Source organism: Microbacterium sp. H6, from assembly GCF_003314775.1.
In the GTDB taxonomy this organism is placed as follows: domain Bacteria; phylum Actinomycetota; class Actinomycetes; order Actinomycetales; family Microbacteriaceae; genus Microbacterium; species Microbacterium oxydans.
Genome location: NZ_QOAY01000175.1, coordinates 45,165 through 48,911, shown reverse-complemented (window position 1 = coordinate 48,911; position 3,747 = coordinate 45,165). Strand labels below are relative to the sequence as shown.

Here is a 3,747-nt window from a genome sequence, read left to right as displayed (position 1 = left end):
CGGCGGGACGGCGCGGCATGCTCGGCGATGCCGCCTGGCGCGTGCTCTGGCCGCCACGCCGGTCACCGGCGTTCCCCTCCGGCAACGACGCGAGCGTCGTGCTGGAAGTCGCCGGGGGAGGTGTGCCGCGCTCCCTCTACCTCGGCGATCTCTCCGCCGCACCACAGCGCGTGCTGCAGAGGACAGGAGGACTCGCTCCGTACGCGGTCGTGAAGGTGGCTCACCACGGCAGCGCGGATCAGGATCCGGAGCTGTATGGGCGGATCCGGCCGCGCGTGGCGTTGTTCAGCGTCGGAGCGGACAACGACTACGGGCACCCCCGCGCCGAGACGATCGATGCTCTGACCGACGCCGGTGCACGCGTGCTCCGTACCGACGTGCACGGGCGCATCCTGCTCGCACTCGATGACGGGGAGTTGCAGATCTGGACCGAGAAGACGCCACCGTGACGGCGGAGCCATGTTGGCGACCGCCGGTAGGCTGGTTCCATGGCAGCTTCGCGTACCCCTTCCCGCGGCGGCGCGAAGCCCACCAAGATCCCCCAGGTCTCCTGGCGCGAGCCGCGCCCGGCCCCGGTCGTGCTGGTCTCCGGTCCGGAAGAGGTCTGCGCCGAGCGGGCCATCGCCGGTGTGCGCGACTACCTCCGCGCCGAAGACCCTGCGCTCGAAGTCAGTGACGTACGCGCCGACGACTACGCACCAGGGACGCTCCTGTCGCTCACGTCGCCGTCCCTGTTCGGAGAACCGCGTCTGGTGCGCGTCTCCGGCGTGGAGAAGTGCTCGGATGCGTTCATCCAGGAGGCGGTGTCGTACCTCGACCACCCGCAGGAGGGGGCGACGGTCATTCTCCGGCACACCGGAGCCAGCGTGCGGGGCAAGAAGCTCCTCGACGCTCTTCGCGGTGGTTCCGGTGGCGGCATCGAGATCGCCTGCCCGGCGATCAAGCGCGACGGCGATCGGGTCGATTTCGCAGCCGGTGAGTTCCGCGCGGCGAAGAAGCGCATCGCTCCTCCGGCCTTGCGCGCCCTGGTTTCGGCGTTCGCCGACGACCTCACAGAGCTGGCCGCAGCCTGCCAGCAGCTCATCGGCGATGTCGACGGCGACATCACCGAGGAGGTCGTCACCAAGTACTACGGCGGACGAGTCGAGGTCTCGGCGTTCGTCGTGGCCGACACCGCGATCGCCGGCCGCTACGGCGAGGCGCTCATGGCCCTCCGCCACGCACTTTCCTCGGGGGCCGACCCGGTCCCGATGGTCGCAGCCTTCGCGATGAAGCTGCGCACCATGGCCCGCGTGGCCGGCAACCGCGAGCCGAGCCGTCAACTCGCGCAGCGCCTGGGGATGAAGGATTGGCAGGTCGACCGTGCCCGTCGCGATCTGGCGGGCTGGAACGAGCGCTCGCTCGGGATGGCGATCCAGGCCACGGCCAGAGCCGACGGCGAGGTGAAGGGTGCCGCGCGCGATCCGATCTTCGCCTTGGAGCGCATGGTGACGGTCATCGCCACACGACAGCCTTTCGGCGAATAGTCCATCGCCGGGTGCGCTCACCCCGAACACGAAGAAGGCCCGCCCCGATATCGGGACGGGCCTTTCTCAGAAGCGTCGGTTCAGAGGGAAGCGACCTGCTTGGCGAGAGCCGACTTGCGGTTCGACGCCTGGTTCTTGTGCAGGACACCCTTGCTGACGGCCTTGTCGAGCTTGACGGCGGCCTTCTTCAGGGCGGCCTCTGCGGCTGCCTTGTCGCCGGCGGAGACGGCCGTACGAGTGGTACGGATGACCGTCTTGAGCTCGCTCTTCACGGCCTTGTTGCGCTCGCGAGCCTTCTCGTTGGTCTTGTTGCGCTTGATCTGCGACTTGATGTTTGCCACGTGTGGACGCTTTCTGTACAGGAGTGTTCGGAATGCCGGCAGCAGAAGAGGGCTGCTGCACAGCGGTCGTGAGGGAAGAACCCACACGCAAGCCAAGAGTCGAGTCTACCAGCAGACGGGCCGTTGACGCGAAACGGCGGCGAGAACGCGAGACTCAGTCGCGGATTCGACGGTACCGGGTGCAGAATCATCATTATCCCGACACTGATGTCTAGGAGCCACATGACCCTCGAGCCCTCCCGTTCGCCCATGCCCTCCGGGCTCCGCTGGTCCGCAGCGACGTCCGCCTTCCAGATCGAGGGCTCCCGGCCCACCGGTGCATCCGGGCGATCAATCTGGGACGACTTCCTCGAGAGGCCGGGTGCCGTCCTCGACGGATCCATGGCCGACCCCGCGTGCGACAGCTACCGGCGCCCCGAACGCGACGTCGCTCTCGCGTCCGGTCTCGGACTCGACCGATACCGGTTCTCGATCCCGTGGGCTCGCGTCCAGCCCGACGGCCTGGGTCCGGGAGACAGCACAGCGCTCGACCACTACTCGCGCGTCGTGGATATGCTTCTCGACGCCGGGATCCAGCCGTTCCCCACCCTGTACCACTGGGAGATGCCGAGCAGCGTCGAAGCCGACGGCGGGTGGCTCGAGCGCGACACCGCCGAGCGCTTCGCCGACTATGCGGCGCTTGTGGCTGATCGCCTCGGCGATCGGGTGCAGAACTGGTACACCCTCAACGAACCCGCGATGACGACCCTCCAGGGGTATGCGGTCGGCGCATTGGCGCCAGGCAAGCAACTCCTGTTCGGTGCCCTGCCTACCGCCCATCATCAACTGCTGGCGCACGCCCGCGCAGCGGCGGTGCTCCGAGCTCGCGGTGCTGTCGCGGTGGGTCTGGTCAACAACCACACCTGGGTCCTGCCGCTGGGTGACACCGCCGAAGACCATGAGGCCGCGGCGATCTACGACCTGATCCACAACAGGGTCTTCAGCGAGCCGCTCCTCGCCGGCACCTACCCCGACCTGGAAGCACTCGGCCTGCCCCCGATGCCCGCGCAGGAAGGCGACCTCGAAGCCATCGGCCACTCGATCGATTTCTACGGCGTCAACTTCTACAATCCGACGACGGTCACGAACGCCGAAGAGGGAAGCCCGATCCCCTTCGACATCGTGCCGACGCCCGGCGTTCCGGTCACCGGATTCGGTCCCGAATGGCCGATCATGCCCGGCGCGCTGCGCGACCTGCTGATCGACCTGCATGGTCGCCATCCCGACATGCCGCCCGTGATCATCGGGGAGAACGGCGCCTCCTTCCCCGAACCCGAGCGCGCGACCCGCGTGGAGGACACCGACCGCATCTCGTACCTCGCCGGGCATCTGCAGGCCGTCGGCGACGCGATCTCGGCCGGAGTGCCGGTGGAGGAGTACACGGTGTGGTCATTGCTGGACAACTGGGAATGGGCCGACGGCTACACCCAGCGATTCGGCCTCGTCCACGTCGACTTCGAGACGGGCGAGCGAACGCCCAAAGCCTCGTACGACTGGTACCGAGAGGTCATCCGGAGTTCGCGTGCAGCGGGGGAGAAGCGATGAACACCTCCGAGCACCCCCGCACCATACGAGCCGGCGCGCGATGGATGTCGCTGTTCACGCTCGCCTGGCTGGCGATCTGGACCGTGCAGCTCACTCCGGTGCAGCTCCTCCTCCCGCTGCAGCTCGACACTCCGGAAGACGACTGGATTCGCGGGGTCGTCTCCTCGGGCTTGGTTCTGGGCATCGGCGGGCTCGCAGGCATCCTCGCGGGTCCCGCCGCCGGTGCGCTCTCGGACCGTGCGGCTGCAGGCAGACACCGCCGTCGCCCCTGGGCGGTCGGCGGGGTTCTGCTGACG

4 protein-coding genes and 1 pseudogene are annotated in these 3,747 nt (G+C 68.1%); 4 read left to right on the top strand and 1 reads right to left on the bottom strand.

What is annotated here, in order from left to right:
- The coding region (locus DSP71_RS23635) for a ComEC/Rec2 family competence protein (RefSeq protein ID WP_396652054.1) at window positions 1-449 on the top strand (449 nt) is incomplete at its 5' end.
- Between the two features lie 39 nt (window positions 450-488).
- Window positions 489-1,526, top strand: coding sequence for a DNA polymerase III subunit delta (holA, locus tag DSP71_RS11390; protein ID WP_046749211.1), 1,038 nt, complete (start codon window positions 489-491; stop codon window positions 1,524-1,526).
- A gap of 80 nt (window positions 1,527-1,606) precedes the next feature.
- Here holA and rpsT read toward each other — a convergent pair whose 3' ends face one another.
- Window positions 1,607-1,867: a 30S ribosomal protein S20 gene (rpsT, locus tag DSP71_RS11385; RefSeq protein WP_017830351.1), complete on the bottom strand. Its 261-nt coding sequence runs from the start codon at window positions 1,865-1,867 to the stop codon at window positions 1,607-1,609.
- Between the two features lie 222 nt (window positions 1,868-2,089).
- On the opposite strand from rpsT, the gene DSP71_RS11380 reads away from it, so the two are divergent.
- Together DSP71_RS11380 and DSP71_RS23630 are read left to right on the top strand one after the other, a co-directional pair.
- Complete coding sequence (locus tag DSP71_RS11380) at window positions 2,090-3,451, top strand: glycoside hydrolase family 1 protein (protein WP_113681140.1); 1,362 nt, start codon at window positions 2,090-2,092, stop codon at window positions 3,449-3,451.
- Window positions 3,448-3,747 (top strand): annotated as a pseudogene (locus tag DSP71_RS23630) (MFS transporter); the annotation flags it as partial. The gene DSP71_RS11380 and the pseudogene DSP71_RS23630, both read left to right, overlap by 4 nt.